The following is a 14,059-nucleotide window of genomic DNA, read 5'->3' on the forward strand; positions in this document are numbered from 1 at the left end:
GGTCAGTCGGCTAGCAAGAGCGCATGGCGGTGTTCGTGGCACTCGGCGCGTTCCTGATGACCCTGGCCGGCGGCTGGGTCGCCCAGCGCGTCACCGACCGCCGCCACCTGGTGCTCGGCTTCGCCGGCGGACTGATGCTCGGCGTGGTCGGCCTCGACCTGCTGCCGGAAGCGATCGACGCCGCGGGCAATCCGGTCTTCGGCGTCCCGGCGGCCCTGCTGCTGTTCGTCGGCGGCTTCCTCGTCGCCCATCTGGTGGAGCGTCTGCTCGCCGTACGACAGGTGGCACACGGCGCGGGCGAGGAGAAGGTGCCGCAGGTCGGACTCACAGCAGCGGCGGCGATGGTCGGCCACAGCCTGATGGACGGTGTCGCGCTCGGCGCGGCCTTCCAGGTGGGCGCCGGCATGGGAGCCGCCGTCGCCCTCGCCGTCATCACGCACGACTTCGCCGACGGCTTCAACACCTACACGATCACCAGCCTGTACGGGAACGCCCGCCGCAAGGCCGTGCTCATGCTGTTCGCGGACGCCGTGGCCCCGCTCGTGGGCGCGGCGACGACGCTGCTGTTCACCCTTCCGGAGGAACCGCTCGGCTGCTATCTCGGCTTCTTCGGCGGCGCACTGCTCTACCTGGCCGCCGCCGAGATCCTCCCCGAGGCACACCACGAACACCCGGCCCGCTCCACGCTGCTGTGCACGGTGGCCGGGGTGGGCTTCATCTGGCTCGTGGTGGGCATCGCGGACTGACCACCGCGCCGCACCCGGGCGCCTCACAATTTCCCGCCCCGCCCGCCGTCGCGCGGCGCGGGCGCGATCAGCGTCGACAGATACGGCAACGGGCCCTCGTCCAGCTCCGCCGCCGGCCGGATCGACTCCTCGGGCAGCCCGAGCGCCGAACCCCACACCGCGTCCTCGGTACGCCCCGTCTCACGCAGTGCCGTGGCCACCTCCGCGGCCAGCCGCCCGAACTTGTACGCGACGACCGTCCCGGGACCTTCCAGAGCCTCCTTGAGCACCGCGGCCCCGGCGGTCACCGGTACCAGCGTCAACGGCTCCGTGCCCTCCGTCAGCACCGCACCGCTGCGGGCGGCCAGATCCTGCATGGCCGTGATCCCCGGAACGGTCTCCACGGCCGTACCCGGCAGCAGCTCACCCACCGTGTGCGCGAGATATGTGAACGTCGAGTACACATTGGGGTCGCCGATCGTCGCGAACGCCACCGAACCATGCGTACGCAGCAGCTCCGCGACCCGCTCACCCGCCGCGTCCCACGCCGCCTCCCGGCGCGCCCGGTCCGTCCGCTCGTTCAGCGCGAACACCACACGTACGACCTTGTCGGCCGTCACGTAGTGCAGGACGGTCGCCTCGGCCCGCCCCCGCTCACCGGTGTCCATCACCGGTACGACGACGACCGCGGCACCACGCAGCGCGTTCACACCCTTGACGGTCACCAGTTCCGGGTCACCGGGCCCGACACCGACGCCGACCAGCCTGCTCGTACCGTGACCGTGGTTCATCCCTTGCACCTCTCAACGAATCGGTGGGCCATACCGGGCGCCGAAGCCCAATGCGTATGCAGATAACTCGCGTGCACGCCCTGCTGCACGAACCCCTCCACGCGGCGCTCCGGCTGATGCAGACCCCACGCCGGTTCGGCCCCGGCGCCCGGCTCCAGCACGGTCCGGTGGAACTCGTGCCCGCGCACCCGCGTCCCGGGCGCCGCCAGCACACTGTCGGAGACCGCCACGGCCTCCCGGTAGCCGAGCGTCAGCCGCTCGGACATCCGCCCCTCGGCGTCGAGGACCCCGCACATCGGCAGCCCGTCGAGCGAACGCGCCAGATAGAGCAGCCCCGCACACTCGGCGGCCACCGGAGCCCCGGATTCCACCAGCTCGGCCACGGCCTTGCGCAGTGCCTCGTTGGCGGACAGCTCCGAGGCGTACACCTCCGGAAATCCGCCGCCGATGACCAGCCCCCGAGTGCCCTCGGGCAACGTCTCGTCCCGCAACGGGTCGAACGGCACGACTTCGGCCCCGGCGGCGGCAAGCAACTCGGTGTGCTCGGTGTAGGAAAAGGTGAACGCCGCCCCTGACGCAACGGCGACCCGGTTGCGGGAAGGGGCGGGCAGAGGAACAGCCCCGTCGCAGGCGCCCACCGCGCCCATCGCATCCCACACCTCACCCGGCACCGCAGGCGCGGACCGCGCCAACGCCATCAGCGCCTCCAGATCGCACCCCGCCACCACCTGCCCCCGCATCGCCGCGACAGCGCCCACCGCGTCGCCCCGCCGCTCGGCCACCGGCACCAACCCCAGATGCCGCGACGGCACAGCCACCTGCTCGGCCCGCCGCAACACCCCCAGCACCGGAACCCCCGACTCGTCCAACGCCTCCCGCAACAGCGCCTCGTGCCGCTGGGAGCCGACCTTGTTCAGAATCACGCCACCGATCCGCACCTGCGGATCCCACGAGGCGAAGCCGTGCACCAGCGCGGCCACGGACCGCGACTGCGACGACGCGTCGACCACCAGCACCACGGGCGCCCGCAGCAGCTTCGCGACCTGAGCGGTCGACGCCAGCTCGCCCTGCCCCGACGCCCCGTCGTACAGCCCCATCACGCCCTCGACGACCGCCAGATCGCAGCCGCGCGCCCCATGCGCGAACAGGGGAGCGACCAGCTCGGGACCGCACATGTACGCGTCGAGATTGCGCCCCGGCCGCCCGGTGGCCAGCGTGTGATAGCCGGGATCGATGTAGTCGGGCCCGACCTTGTGCGCGGACACGGCAAGTCCCCGCCCCGCGAAGGCCGCCATCAGCCCCGTGGCCACGGTCGTCTTGCCGCTCCCCGACGAGGGCGCGGCAATCACCAGACGCGGAACGTTCACCGCGGGCCCCTCACCATTCGATGCCCCGCTGACCCTTCTGACCGGCATCCATCGGGTGCTTGACCTTCGACATGTCGGTCACCAGGTCGGCGGCGTCCACCAGCTTCTGAGGCGCGTTGCGCCCGGTGATGACCACATGCTGCGTACCGGGACGGCTCCGCAGCACCTCGATCACCTCGTCGGTGTCGACCCAGCCCCAGTGCATCGGGTACGCGAACTCGTCGAGGACGTACAGCCGGTACGTCTCGGCGGCCAGGTCGCGCTTGACCTGCTCCCAGCCCTCGCGCGCCGCCTCCTCGTTGTTCAGCTGCTTGTCGCGCTGCACCCAGGACCAGCCCTCGCCCATCTTGTGCCAGGCGACGCAGCCGCCCTCGCCACTGGCCCCGAGGACCTTCAGCGCGTTCTCCTCGCCGACCTTCCACTTCGCCGACTTGACGAACTGGAAGACCCCGATGGGCCACCCCTGATTCCAGGCGCGCAGCGCGAGCCCGAAGGCCGCCGTCGACTTCCCCTTCCCGATGCCGGTGTGCACCACCAGCAGCGGGCGGTTGCGGCGCTGACGGGTGGTGAGCCCGTCGTCCGGCACGGTGGTCGGCTGTCCCTGCGGCATTACGCGGCCCTCCTGCTGGTTCCCTGAACGTCCTTGACGAGCCCGGCGATCGAGTCGGCCCGCAGTTCGTCGAGCGTGACGGCGGTGCCCCCCAGATCGCGCGCGAGGCTTCCCGCGAGGCCGAGCCGTACGGGCCCCGACTCGCAGTCCACGACGACGGACGCGGTGCCCTCGACCTCGTGCAGCCGCGCCGCCCGCGACGCCAGCGCCACCGGCTCGGGCCCCCCGGTCGCCCGCCCGTCGGTCACCACGACCAGCAACGGCCGCCGCGCCGGATCACGCAGCCGCTCCACCCGCAGCACGTCATGGGCCTTCAACAGCCCGGCCGCCACGGGGGTGCGCCCACCGGTCGGCAGCATCTCCAGCCGTGCCGCCGCAGCGTCCACCGACGACGTCGGCGGCAGCACCACCTCGGCATCCTTGCCCCGGAAGGTGATCAGCCCGACCTTGTCCCGCCGCTGATAGGCGTCCAGCAGCAGCGAAAGGACCGCACCCTTCACGGCACTCATACGCTGCCGGGCAGCCATCGATCCGGACGCATCCACCACGAAGAGAACGAGGTTTCCCTCGCGTCCCTCCCGGGTCGCCTGCCGCAGATCGTCCCGCCGGACCACCAGTCCCCGCCCGGTCCGTCCCCGCGTCCGTTGATGCGGGGCAGCGGCCTGCACGGTCGCGGCCAGATGCAGCTTGGTCAGGGCGCCCTGCGGGCGCCGCGCACCGGTCGTACGCCCGTGTTCGGTACGCGCCCGGGACCGCCGCCCCGCCGCGCCCTCGCCCAGACCCGGCACGCTCAGCATCTTCGTACGGAACGGCTCGCCGGCGCGTACGGGCTGCTGCTCGCCGCTCCCGGAAGACTGTTGTCCCTGTCCCTGCCCCTGCTCGGGAACGGACTGCGCGGGCGTGTCGCCCGCCTCGCCCTCGGGCTGCGGCGGCGTGTCGGGACCGTCGCCCTGCGGGGGCCGGCCGCCGCCACCGGGGCCGTCCGGGTCCGGATCGTCGTCCTCGCCGCTGTTCTGCTCCAGCGTGTCGTCGAGTTTGTCCTCGTCCAGGCCCGGCGCGTCGAAGGGATTGCGCCGACGCCGGTGGGGGAGCGCGAGCAGAGCGGCCTGCCGCACATCCTCGGCGAGCACATCCGTACGTCCCGCCCACGCGGCCAGGGCGGTGGCCGTCCGTGCCATCACGATGTCCGCGCGCATCCCGTCGACCTCGAAGGCCGCGCAGGTGGCCGCGATCTGCCGCAACGCCCCGTCCCCGAGCCGCACTCCGGGGAGCAGCGCACGAGCGGCAACGATCCGGGCCCGCAACGCGCCTTCCTCGGCGGCCCACTCGGCGGCGAAGCCCGCAGGATCGTCGTCGTACGCGAGACGCCGCCGCACGACCTCGACCCGCTGATCGGTCTCGCGGGACGCGGCGACCTCGACGGTCAGCCCGAACCGGTCGAGCAACTGCGGCCGCAGTTCGCCCTCTTCGGGGTTCATCGTCCCCACGAGCAGGAAGCGCGCGGCATGCCGTACGGAGACGCCTTCGCGCTCCACGTACGAAGCGCCCATGGCGGCCGCGTCCAGCAGCAGGTCCACGAGGTGGTCGTGGAGCAGGTTGACCTCGTCGACGTACAGAATCCCGCGATGCGCATCGGCGAGCAGCCCCGGCTCGAAGGCCTTCACGCCCTCGGCGAGCGCCCGCTCGATGTCGAGCGCCCCGACGAGCCGGTCCTCGGACGCGCCGACGGGAAGCTCGACCATTCGCGCATCCCGCGACATGCCGGTCCCGGCCTCGTGGGGGCCATCGGGACATGCCGGATCGGGCGACGCCGGGTCGCACGAGAACCGGCACCCGGAGACGACCGGAACCTCCGGCATCAGCGCGGCCAGCGCCCGCACGGCGGTGGACTTCGCGGTGCCCTTCTCACCACGCACCAGCACGCCGCCGACGGCCGGCGAGATGGCGTTCAGCAGCAGCCCGAGCCGGAGATCGTCCTGCCCGACGATGGCGGTGAAGGGAAACGGGGTACTCACGCTGCGATCACTCCTTCGAGTGGCTGATGCACTGGCAGGGCGCCGCGGTCCGAGGAGGCTGCCAGGCTGTTGCCGTAGTCCCCGCCGACGCGGGGGTGGTCCGAAGTCGAACCCGTGGGCACTGCGCGGGATGACGCGCTCCCCGCCACCGCGGGGCTTTCCAGGGAGATCACGCTTCTCCCTCCAGATCACCCTCAAGTTCGAGGTAGGTCGCCCGGAGCCGGTCCAGGGTCTCCTGGTCAGGCTCCGCCCAAAGGCCCCGATCCGCTGCTTCCAGCAGGCGCTCGGTGATGCCCCTCAGCGCCCACGGATTGGACTTCCGCATGAAGTCCCGGTTCTCCGGGTCGAAGACGTACTCCGCGCTGAGCTTCTCGTACATCCAGTCGTCGACGACCCCCGCCGTGGCGTCGTAGCCGAAGAGGTAGTCCACGGTCGCGGCCATCTCGAAGGCACCCTTGTACCCGTGCCGCCGCATGGCCGCCATCCACCGAGGGTTCACCACCCGCGCACGGAACACCCGGTGCGTCTCCTCGCCCAGTGTCCGCGTCTTCACCTGGTCCGGCGTGGCGCTGTCGCCGACGTACGCCTCGGGCGACTCGCCGGTCAGATGCCGCACCATGGCGACCATCCCGCCGTGGTACTGGAAGTAATCGTCGGCATCGACCAGATCGTGTTCTCTCGTGTCCACGTTCTTCGCCGCCACCGCGATCCGCCGGAACGCCGTCTCCATGTCCCCGCGCGCCGCCCGCCCGTCGAGCCCGCGCCCGTACGCGTAACCGCCCCACACCGCGTACACCTCGGCCAGATCCGCGTCGCTGCGCCAGTTCCGCGCGTCGATCAGCGGCAGCAGCCCCGCCCCGTACGCCCCCGGCTTCGAGCCGAAGACGCGTGCCGTGGCCCGGCGCCGGTCGCCGTGGACCGCCGTGTCCTCGTCGGCGTGTGCCCGTACGTAGTTGGCCTCGGCCGGTTCGTCCAGCTCCGCCACCGCCCGTACCGCGTCGTCGATCAGCCCCACCACATGCGGGAACGCGTCCCGGAAGAACCCGGAGATCCGCACGGTCACATCGATGCGCGGGCGCCCCAGCTCGCTCACCGGCACGACCTCGAACCCGGTCACCCGCCGCGACGCGTCGTCCCACACCGGCCGGCAGCCGAGCAGCGCAAGGATCTCCGCGATGTCGTCGCCCTGGGTACGCATGGCGGAGGTGCCCCACACGGTCAGGCCGACCGACTTCGGGTAGTCGCCCGTGTCGGCGAGATACCGGGCGATCAGGGAGTCGGCGAGCGACTGCCCGACCTCCCACGACAGCCGGGACGGAATCGCCTTCGGGTCCACGGAGTAGAAGTTGCGACCCGTCGGCAGCACATTGACGAGCCCGCGCGTGGGCGATCCGGACGGGCCGGCCGGTACGAAGCCGCCGTCCAGTGCCCGCAGAATGTGGTCGATCTCGTCCGTCGTCCGGGCCAGCCGCGGTACGACCTCCTCGCACGCGAAGCCCAGCACGGCCACCGCATCCGGGAGTTCGGAGCCCAGTACGTCCCGTACCAGCCCCGCCACGGCCGCGAGGTCCCAGCCGCGCTCCTCCATGCCCTCAGCGAGCCGGCGGCACAGCTGCTCCAGCAGGTCGATCGCATCCGCACCGGTGCGCGCCGGGCCGTCGACCAGTTCGGTCAGCTCGACCGGCACCTTCACCGCAGCGCCGGGCTCGGCCAGCAACTCCTTCTCGCTGAGACCGAAGTGCTCGGCGACCGACGCCCGCAGCCCCGGGAGCGCGTTCGCCGTTCCGCCCCACACCTGGGAGGCGCGCAGCACGGCCAGCACCAGGTTGACCCGCGCCTCGTCGACGGGACCGCCGCCCAGGATGTGCAGGCCGTCCCGGATCTGGACGTCCTTGATCTCGCAGAGGTAGCCGTCGATGTGCATGACGAACGAGTCGAAGTCGTCGTCGCCGGGCTGTTCGTCGACATGGAGGTCGTGGTGCAGCTCGGCGGCCTTCACCAGCGTCCAGATCTGCGCCCGTACCGACGGGGCCTTCGTCGGGTCGAGATCGCTGACCAGTGCGTACTCGTCGAGCAGCTGCTCCAGCTTGGCCAGGTCGCCATAGGTGTCGGCGCGCGCCATCGGTGGCACCAGATGGTCCACCACCGTGGCGTGCCCACGGCGTTTGGCCTGGGTGCCCTCGCCCGGGTCGTTGACGATGAACGGGTAGATCAGCGGCAGTTCGCCGAGCACGGCGTCGGGGCCGCAACCGGCCGACAGACCGAGGCCCTTGCCCGGCAGCCACTCCATCGTGCCGTGCTTGCCCATGTGGACGACGGCGTCCGCGCCGAAGCCCCCCTCCGATGTTGCGGCCTCCAGCCAGCGGTACGTCGCCATGTAGTGGTGGGACGGCGGCATGTCCGGGTCGTGGTAGATCGCGATCGGGTTCTCGCCGAAGCCGCGCGGCGGCTGGATCAGCACCACCACATTCCCGAACCGGAGCGAGGCGAGGACGATGTCGTCCCCGTCCACGTACAGCGAACCCGGCGGCTCGCCCCAGTGCTCCAGCATCGAGTCGCGCAGCTCCGGTTCCAGCTTGTCGAACCAGGCCCGGTAGTCGGCGAGCGGCACACGCGCGGGGGCTGCCGCGAGCTGCTCCTCGGTCAGCCACTCCACGTCGTGGCCGCCGGCGTTGATGAGACGGTGGATGAGTTCGTCGCCGTTGTCGGGGTGCCCGTCGACTCCGTAACCGGCGTCGCGCAGGGCGTCCAGGACCCGCACCGCCGATGCGGGCGTGTCCAGACCGACGGCGTTGCCGACGCGCGAGTGCTTGGTCGGGTACGCGGTGAAGACGAGGGCGAGCTTCTTCTCGGCGTTCGTCCTGTGCTTCAGGACGGCGTGGCGTACCGCGATTCCGGCGACGCGCGCGGCCCGTTCGGGGTCGGCGCGGTACACCGGTACGTCGTCGGGACCCTGCTCCTTGAAGGAGAACGGGACGGTGATCAGACGGCCGTCGAACTCGGGGATCGCGACCTGCATCGCGGCGTCCATGGGGGAGAGCGCGGCGTCGGAGGCGTCCCACGCGGCGCGCGAGGAGGTCAGGCACAGGCCCTGCAGCACAGGGACGTTCAGATCGGCGAGCGCGCCGATGTCCCAGGCCTCGTCGTCGCCGCCGGCGGAGGCGTCCGACGCACGGGTGCCGCCTGCCGCGAGCACCGTGGCGACCAGGGCGTCGGCCCTGCCGAGCAGCTCGTAGAGACCGGCGTCCGCGCCGCGCAGCGAACCGCAGTAAACGGGCAGGGCGTTGGCGCCACGGGCCTCGACCGCGTCGCAGAGGACGTCCACGAACGAGGTGTTCCCGGACAGCTGGTGCGCCCGGTAGAAGAGCACGCCGACGGTCGGGCGGCCCTCGATGAATTCGCGGCTGCCGTACAGGCCCCACTCGGGCATCTTCTGCGGTTCGGCGAAGCCGTGGCCGGTCAGCAGGACGGTGTCGGAGAGGAAGCGGGCCAGCTCTACGAGATTTCCTGGGCCGCCCTCCACGAGGTAGCGCAGCGCCTCGGCGACGACACCGGCGGGTACGGACGACTCGGCCATCAGCTCCGCGTCCGGCACGGCCTCGCCGCCCAGCAGCACGGTGGGGATACCGGACGCCTTGAGGACGGCCAGCCCGTCCTCCCAGGCGCGCTTGCCGCCGAGAAGGCGGACGACGGCGACGGAGGAACCCTCGATCAGTGCGGGGAGTTCCTCGTGGGCGTCGATGCGGGTGGGGTTGCCGATCCGGTACGGCGCGCCACAGGCGCGGGCGGCGAGGAGGTCCGTGTCGGCGGTCGACAGCAACAGCACAGTGCTCATAGGGGCGTTCATGCGCGTGCTCCAGGTGCTCCGGGGGCGATGAAGGGAAGTCCTGACGGTGCGCCCGACTCGATGAGCCGCAGCAGCGCGTCGGTGTCCGCGTGTTCTTCGATGAGGTCGCCGAGGCGGTCGAGCTGTTCCTCGCGCAGCGCGGCGAAGCCGGTGCCGGGGGCGGGGACGAAGCGCCGGCCGGCGGCCCGCGCGACCTCGGTCAGGAAGCGGCGGCGGAATTCGTCGCTCTCCAGCGAGCCGTGCCAGTGGGTGCCCCACACGGCGCCGACCCGGCAGCCGTCCAGGAACGGTTCGCCGCCGCGTACATCGGCGACGCCGTGGTGGATCTCGTACCCCTCGACGGGGGCGCCGAGCGCCTCGCCGGCGGGGCGGGCGAGGGTCTTCTCGCGGTCGAAACGGATACGTACGGGCAGCAGGCCGAGGCCGTCGATGTGCCCGGCCCTCGACTCGACGTCGTCCTCGATGTGTTCACCGAGGATCTGGAAGCCGCCGCAGATGCCGAGGACCGGCCGGCCCTCGGCGGCACGCCGCACCAGGGCGTCGGCGAGGCCGCGCTCGCGCAGCCAGGCCAGCGCGTTCACGGTGCCGCGGGTGCCCGGCACGATGACGAGGTCGGCATCGGCCAGTTCCTCGGCGCGGTCCACGAACCGGACGACGACGCCCGGTTCGGCGGCCAGTGCGTCCACATCGGTGAAGTTCGACATCAGGGGAACGGCGCACACCGCGACGCGCAGCACGTCGTCGCCGTGCGGCGGGGCGACGACCGATTCGCGTACGGCTCCGCGCAGCGAGACCCGCAGACCGTCCTCCTCGTCGATGCCGAGGCCGTGGGCGAAGGGCAGCACCCCGTAGGTCTGCCGCCCGGTGATCCCGCGCAGCATCTCCAGGCCGGGCTCCAGCAGCGACACGTCGCCGCGGAACTTGTTGACGAGGTAGCCGGCGATCAGCGACTGGTCCTCGGCGTCGAGCAGCGCCGTCGTACCGAAGAACGAGGCGAAGACGCCACCGCGGTCGATGTCGCCGACGACCACCACCGGGAAGCGTGCCGCCCGTGCGATGCCCATGTTCACGATGTCCGTGCGCCGCAGATTGATCTCGGCCGGGCTGCCCGCCCCCTCGCAGATCACTGCGTCATACGTGCCCCGAAGCTGCTCCAGACAGTCCACGACCGTGCCGAGAAGCGCTTCCTGCCTGCCACCGTGGTAGCCGCGTGCGCTCATCTCGCCCACCGGTCTGCCCATCAGGACGACCTGGCTGGAGCGGTCGCTGCCCGGTTTGAGCAGGACCGGGTTCATCAGCGCGGTCGGTTCCACCCGGGCGGCCTGGGCCTGCATGGCCTGGGCGCGCCCGATCTCGGCACCCTCGCGGGTGACGAACGAGTTCAGCGACATGTTCTGCGCCTTGAAGGGCGCCACCTTCACGCCCCGGCGCACGAGCCAGCGGCAGATGCCTGCCGTGACGACGCTCTTGCCCGCGTCCGAGGTGGTTCCGGCGACCAGCAGCCCGCCGCTCATGTCCGTCTCCGTCCTGCGATCCGACGTCCTGTGACCTGAAGTCCCGCGGACCGAACTACTGCGATCCGTCGTCCGGCGAGGCCCGCACCCAGTCGTCCCGCCACACACACGCCGAGGGCCAGCGCACTCACCCGGCGCGACAGCCGTACCGCGCGTTCGATGTCCTCGGTTTCCACCGCCCGGCCCGTCTCCCCGTTGAGGACGGGGCGGTGTTCGACCCGGCCGCCGTACGCGAGGGTCCCGCCGAGCCGTACGCCGAGCGCACCCGCGAACGAGGCCTCCACCGGGCCCGCGTTGGGACTCGGGTGCTTCGCCGCGTCGGCCCGCCACGCCCGTACCGCTCCACGTGGCCGCCCCCCGGCGGCCACGGCGAGCAGGGCTGTGAGCCGGGCGCCGGGCCAGCCCGCGAGGTCGTCGAGGCGGGCCGAGGCCCAGCCGTAGCGCCGGTGGCGGGGCGACTTGTGGCCGACCATGGCGTCGAGGGTGTTGGCGGCCCGGAAGCCGACGAGCCCGGGCACACCGGCCAGCGCACCCCACACCAGGGCGCCGACCACGGCGTCCGAGGTGTTCTCGGCCACGGACTCCACCACGGCGCGGGCGATCTGCGGTCCGTCGAGGGAGTACGGGTCGCGCCCGCACAGATGCGGCAGACGCTCGCGGGCCGACTCGATGTCACCGGCGGCCAGGGCGCCGCCGATCGCCCGGGCCTCACGCCCCAGGGACGTACCGCCGACGACGGACCAGGTGGCGGCCGCGGTCAGTGCGACGGAGGTGGCGGGGTGGCCGCGTACGGCACGGGTGATCAGCGCGGCACCACCTGCGGCGCCTCCGGCGCAGACGAGCATGTGCAGCGCGCCCCACCCGCGGTGGTCGCGCCACAGACGGCGCTCGACGCCCGCTGCGGCCCGCCCGAAGGCGGCGACCGGATGTCCCCTGCGGGGGTCACCGAGCAGCAGATCGCCGATCAGACCGGCCGTGGCGCCGTACGCGAAGATGCGGTCGGCACGCACGGCTCAACCGGCCGTTACGCCTCGAAGGACCTTCGTACAGGCGGCTCTCGTCGAGAGCGCCACAGCAACGGACGCACGGCAGCCAGGCATGGCGATATGTCCTCACTCAGGGTCCGCGCCCTGGTTCGACGTGACCGGCGACGAGAGTCTCCTGGCTCCCGGATCCGCAGTTCCCCCGGCCTTCCAACCCGCTCGCGCGTGCCGTGACTTCCGGTGTTGGGGGACTGCTCCCCGGTGACAGTGGCGGGACCGCGCCGGATTCGCACCGGCTTCCTCTGCTGTCGCCGTAATTGGCTCCGGCAGTCCACCACGCTCCGCGAAGGCCCGTCAACTTGCCGTTGACCTGCGACGGCGCAGTGTGCTGAGCCCCACATCGGGCCCGGCACACCACGACGGGCCGGACACACGAGGTGTGTCCGGCCCGTCGGGGAGTGTGCGGAGGAGGCTCAGGCGACGATCAGATAGATCCCGTACGCGACTGCCGCAGCGCACAGCGCGAAGCAGACGTACGCGCCGGCGCGGGCCAGCAGCAGCGAGCCGCCGGAGCCGCCCTGCGCCGCCGGTTCGGGCTGCTTGGAGAGACCGACGATGCCCAGGGTGAAGAAACCCACCAGCGCGACGGTGACGACGAGGGAGACGCCGAAGACGGAGCCGAGGGCTGCCCAGTCGATGTTCATGCTGAATCCTTAGACGGCCCGCCTAGGCGGCTGGCCTAGACGGTGGCGGGTCGCGCCGGGTCCTGGGTGGTTCCGGCCGGGGCCGGAATGGTGGTCTTGAGGTCCTGGGCCGCTGCCTGGGCCGCGGTGAGCGGCGGGCTGACGGCGGCGATGGCCGTGGTGACGACGCCCGGGGACTCGGCGGCGACGCCCGTCGGCGCGACATCGCCGTGGCCGACCGGCTTGCGACGCGACACCAGCCAGATCGCCCCGGAGCCCACGACCAGCAGCGCCGCGACGACCACGACACCCCAGGTGCCCTGCTTGGTGAGGAGCTCCGCGCCCGCGCCGACCAGGCCCGCGGCCGGCAGGGTCAGACCCCAGGCGACGAACATCCGGGTGGCGGTGGACCAGCGGACCACGCCGCCCCGGCGGCCGAGACCCGCGCCCATCACGGCGCCGGAGCAGGACTGGGTGGTGGAGAGCGAGAAACCGAGGTGCGAGGAGGCCAGGATGACCGTGGCCGCACTGGTCTGGGCGGCGAAGCCCTGCGGCGGCTTGAGATCGGTGAGGCCGCTGCCCATCGTGCGGATGATGCGCCAGCCGCCCAGGTAGGTGCCCAGTGCGATGGCCGTACCGGCACAGACGATGACCCAGACCGGCGGGTTGGAGCCGGGGTGCAGGACGCCACCGGTGACCAGGGCCAGGGTGATGATGCCCATGGTCTTCTGCGCGTCGTTGGTGCCGTGGGCGAGGGAGACCAGTCCGGCCGAGGCGATCTGCCCGGCGCGGTAGCCCTTGGCAGTGGCCTTCTCCTGGGCGTCGTTGCGGATCTTCCCGCCGATCCGGTACGTCAGCCTGGTGGCCAGCAGTGCGGCCAGACCGGCGACGATCGGGGCGGCGACCGCGGGGAGCAGCACCTTGGTGACGACGGTGCCGCCGTTGACCGACGACCAGCCCGCCGACATCACGGCTGCGCCGATCAGACCGCCGAACAGGGCGTGCGAGGAGCTGGACGGCAGTCCGACCAGCCAGGTCAGCAGATTCCACAGGATGGCGCCGACGAGTGCCGCGAAGATGACTTCTGTCCGCAGCCCGTCCTCGTTGATGATCCCGCCGGAGATCGTCTTGGCGACCTCGACCGACAGGAACGCACCGACGAGGTTGAGAACGGCGGACATGGCCACCGCTGTCTTCGGTCTGAGTGCACCCGTCGAGATGGTGGTCGCCATCGCGTTGGCGGTGTCGTGGAAACCGTTCGTGAAATCGAACACTAGAGCTGTCACGATCACAATCGCGAGTAGCAGCGTGATGTGTTCCATTTACCCAGGCAATCGTTCGACGTCATTGGCACGTGGACCGTAGGCAACCTGGATGAACAGAAGGTGAACTGGGCAGGGCGCTGTGGTGACTCCAACTGGAGTCGGGTCGTTCCGTTTGTCCCTCGCGGGGTGGTGCGGGCCGGGCGCAGGGCTGATTCGGACCCGATTCGCCCCCCGTCACCCCTTTTGTAAACTTCTCCGT

At 71.6% G+C, this 14,059-nt stretch carries 10 protein-coding genes and 1 riboswitch; of the genes, 1 reads left to right on the forward strand and 9 read right to left on the reverse strand.

Annotated elements, in window-relative coordinates:
* Positions 1-23 precede the first annotated feature (23 nt).
* Positions 24-746, forward strand: coding sequence for a ZIP family metal transporter (locus tag IEZ15_RS15160; RefSeq protein WP_189277239.1), 723 nt, complete (start codon positions 24-26; stop codon positions 744-746).
* Between the two features lie 23 nt (positions 747-769).
* On the opposite strand, the gene cobI is transcribed toward IEZ15_RS15160, so the two are convergent.
* From cobI to IEZ15_RS15205, 9 genes are all read right to left on the reverse strand, one after another.
* A complete protein-coding gene (gene cobI, locus IEZ15_RS15165; protein ID WP_189277240.1) occupies positions 770-1,516 on the reverse strand; it encodes a precorrin-2 C(20)-methyltransferase in 747 nt (248 codons plus the stop codon).
* Positions 1,513-2,931 (reverse strand): cobyrinic acid a,c-diamide synthase CobB, encoded by a 1,419-nt coding sequence (locus IEZ15_RS15170; protein ID WP_189277241.1) that lies wholly within the window; start codon positions 2,929-2,931, stop codon positions 1,513-1,515. The genes cobI and IEZ15_RS15170 overlap by 4 nt, the downstream gene beginning before the upstream one ends.
* Complete coding sequence (gene cobO, locus IEZ15_RS15175; protein ID WP_189277242.1) at positions 2,894-3,493, reverse strand: cob(I)yrinic acid a,c-diamide adenosyltransferase; 600 nt, start codon at positions 3,491-3,493, stop codon at positions 2,894-2,896. Before cobO ends, IEZ15_RS15170 begins: the two co-directional genes overlap by 38 nt.
* Positions 3,493-5,508, reverse strand: a complete 2,016-nt coding sequence (locus tag IEZ15_RS15180) for a putative cobaltochelatase (protein ID WP_189277243.1) — start codon at positions 5,506-5,508, stop codon at positions 3,493-3,495. Before IEZ15_RS15180 ends, cobO begins: the two co-directional genes overlap by 1 nt.
* Positions 5,509-5,677: 169 nt before the next feature.
* Complete coding sequence (cobN, locus tag IEZ15_RS15185; protein ID WP_189277244.1) at positions 5,678-9,343, reverse strand: cobaltochelatase subunit CobN; 3,666 nt, start codon at positions 9,341-9,343, stop codon at positions 5,678-5,680.
* Between the two features lie 8 nt (positions 9,344-9,351).
* A complete protein-coding gene (locus IEZ15_RS15190) occupies positions 9,352-10,869 on the reverse strand; it encodes a cobyric acid synthase (protein WP_189277246.1) in 1,518 nt (505 codons plus the stop codon).
* Complete coding sequence (locus IEZ15_RS15195) at positions 10,866-11,879, reverse strand: cobalamin biosynthesis protein (protein WP_229845895.1); 1,014 nt, start codon at positions 11,877-11,879, stop codon at positions 10,866-10,868. Before IEZ15_RS15195 ends, IEZ15_RS15190 begins: the two co-directional genes overlap by 4 nt.
* A 144-nt stretch (positions 11,880-12,023) precedes the next feature.
* Positions 12,024-12,155: riboswitch (cobalamin riboswitch) on the reverse strand.
* Between the two features lie 170 nt (positions 12,156-12,325).
* On the reverse strand, positions 12,326-12,556 hold the full coding sequence (locus IEZ15_RS15200; RefSeq protein ID WP_114243854.1) for a hypothetical protein: 231 nt from the start codon (positions 12,554-12,556) through the stop codon (positions 12,326-12,328).
* A 35-nt stretch (positions 12,557-12,591) separates the two neighbouring features.
* On the reverse strand, positions 12,592-13,857 hold the full coding sequence (locus IEZ15_RS15205; RefSeq protein WP_189277248.1) for an inorganic phosphate transporter: 1,266 nt from the start codon (positions 13,855-13,857) through the stop codon (positions 12,592-12,594).
* Between the last annotated feature and the right edge of the window lie 202 nt (positions 13,858-14,059).

The organism is Streptomyces atratus (genome assembly GCF_014648655.1).
Taxonomy (GTDB): Bacteria; Actinomycetota; Actinomycetes; order Streptomycetales; family Streptomycetaceae; genus Streptomyces; species Streptomyces atratus.